This window comes from Brevundimonas sp. CURTG3B2_SDJG (assembly GCF_057364705.1).
In genome coordinates this window covers 1-2736 of record NZ_JBNFOJ010000348.1, presented here as the reverse complement: position 1 = coordinate 2736, position 2736 = coordinate 1, and the positions used below count along the sequence as shown (strand labels likewise).

Genomic DNA, 2736 nt, shown 5'->3' with positions numbered 1-2736 from the left:
GCCCGTCGCCTTCAGGTCGATCACATAGCGATAGTGGGCGATGCCGTCGCCCGGCGGCAGCAGGAACCGGCGCTCGATCTCGGCGCTGGTGGCCAGGTCCAGTTCGACCCGAGCCGAGGCGCCCGCTCCCGCGACGCGGTAGCCGCGCACCAGGCCAAGCCCGTTTCCGGTCAGGCCGCGCGCCGGAACCACGCCGGACAGGGCCACCACGACCCGGCCGTCTTCGCCCGGCTGCACCACCTGCCCTCGCGAGGTGCGATCCAGATCGAGCACGACGCGAGTTCGCTCCGCGTCGCCTCCGAAACGGACGCGCATCACCTCGCCCACCGCGCCGGAGGCCAGGCCCCGGCCAGCCGCGAGGGCTGCGACGCAAAAGACGATGAAGGCCACGGCCGTCATCGCCCACTCGCGCGCCGTCATCCTCCGGCTGGACCGGAGGAGCCGCTGCGACAGGCTGATACGCGCAGATCCGCTCATCGGGACGGAACACCCACCTTATGATTGGGGCCAGCATGCACGAACGTTGTCGACAACGGGTTAAAGGCGAACCCGCCTTTTAATTCATGATCCTGACGGCTATGTTCGCTGCGCTCGCGAAACGATCGCGCCCCCCGCACGTCGGGTTCGGGACGCGCACTCCTCGCGGCGATGCTTTTTCACTGATCCGAGGATCGGCCGGCTGAAGAGCCGACGGTTCGACGACCGGGCCCGTGACGCCGCCTTTTCAGGCGCGGGCGGGACCAGAGACCGACTGAACTTCATGGGCGTCACCCCTGGCCTTTCCCTGTGGTCCGAACGGACCGGGTCCGAACGCGGCGACCGCCGCGTCGGCGGGAGCGCGCCCGACGCCATCTTCCCCATTGTTCGGCGAGCCGCCCCGCCCGTCAGCCTCGCGCTGACCGGCCCGGCCAGAGCGCGCCAGAGAGAGACCATTGATGTCAAAGACCATGTTGATCGACGCGGCGCACGCGGAAGAAACGCGCGTCGCGATCGTCGAGGGCCGTCAGGTCGAGGAATTCGACTTTGAGTCCCGCGCGAAGCGCCAGCTTCGCGGCAACATCTATCTCGCCAAGGTCACGCGCGTAGAGCCCAGCCTGCAGGCCGCCTTCGTCGAGTACGGCGGCAACCGCCACGGCTTCCTGGCCTTCAACGAGATCCACCCGGATTACTACCAGATCCCGGTCGCCGACCGCGAAGCCATCATGGCCGAAGCGCACGCGGACGAGGACGATCACGACGACCTGGGCCGCGAGAGCGACGACGGCGAGCACGAGGGCGGCCTGGCCGACGAGGAGCGGCTGAAGCGCCGCCTGATGCGCCGCTACAAGATCCAGGACGTCATCAAGCGCCGGCAGATCCTGCTGGTGCAGGTCGTCAAGGACGAGCGCGGCGGCAAGGGCGCGGCCCTGACCACCTGGCTATCGCTCGCCGGCCGCTACTGCGTGCTGATGCCCAACACCGGCAAGGGCGGCGGCATTTCGCGCAAGATCACCCAGGCCTCGGACCGCAAGCGCCTGAAGGCGGCGGCGGCCTCGCTGGACGTGCCGCAGGGCATGGGCCTGATCATCCGCACGGCCGGCGCCAAGCGCACCAAGGCCGAGATCAAGCGCGACTACGAATACCTGCTGCGCCTGTGGGAGACGATCCGCGAGACGACCCTGCGCTCCAATGCCCCCTCGCTGATCTACGAGGAGGAAAACCTGGTCCGCCGCGCCGTGCGCGACATGTTCGACAAGGACTTCGACGGCATCCAGGTCGAGGGCGTCCAAGGCTTCAAGGAGGCGCGCGACTTCATGCGCGTGCTGATGCCCTCGCAGTCCAAGAAGGTGCACCTTTACCAGGGCGCGCGCCCGCTGTTCGCGTCCAATGGCATCGAGGAGATGCTGACCCAGATCCACCAGCCCACGGTTCCACTGAAGTCCGGCGGCTATCTGGTGATCAACCAGACCGAGGCCCTGGTCGCTATCGACGTCAACTCCGGCCGCGCCACCAAGGAGCGCAACGTCGAGGCCACGGCCTTCAAGACGAACATGGAGGCGGCCGTCGAGGCCGCTCGCCAGCTGCGCCTGCGCGACCTGGCCGGCCTGATCGTCATCGACTTCATCGACATGGAGGAGTCGAAGAACAACCGCGCCGTCGAGAAGGCGCTGAAGGACGCCCTGGCCAAGGACCGCGCCCGCATCCAGATGGGCCGCATCTCCGGCTTCGGCCTGATGGAGATCAGCCGCCAGCGCCGCCGTCTCGGCGTGATCGAGGGCGCCACCGAGGTCTGTCCGCACTGCCAGGGCGCCGGCCGCATCCGCTCGGCGGAATCCGCGGCTCTGATGACGTTGCGCGCCGTCGACATCGAGGCCGGCAAGAACGGGGCCGGCACGGTCAATCTGCGCGTCTGCACGGCCGTCGCGCTCTACATCCTGAACCACAAGCGAGAGTACCTGCAGAGCCTGCTGATTCAGCGCGGCCTGAACGTCGTGATCCTGATCGACGACACCCTGGGTCAGGGCGAAAGCGCCATCGAGCGCATCGAGACCAACGAGGACTTCACTCCGCCCGAGGGCGTGGAAGCGTTCGTCGATCTGGACGACGACTTCGACGACAGCGCCTATGAGGACGAGGACGACGACGAGGAGGAGATCGGCGACGACGAGACGGCGACGACCTGGATCGCGAGGACGCGGACGACGACGAGCCGCGCGAGCGCGCCGAACGCCACGATGGCGAAGGCGGCCGCGGGCG

Annotated in this window: 2 pseudogenes; one reads left to right on the top strand and one right to left on the bottom strand. The window is 68.1% G+C overall.

The annotated features are described in order from the left end of the window. Window positions 1-399: pseudogene (locus AC2W7C_RS16355) on the bottom strand (N-acetylmuramoyl-L-alanine amidase); the annotation flags it as partial. 536 nt (window positions 400-935) lie between these two features. Here AC2W7C_RS16355 and AC2W7C_RS16350 point away from each other — a divergent pair. Beyond that, window positions 936-2736, top strand: a pseudogene (locus AC2W7C_RS16350) (Rne/Rng family ribonuclease); the annotation flags it as partial.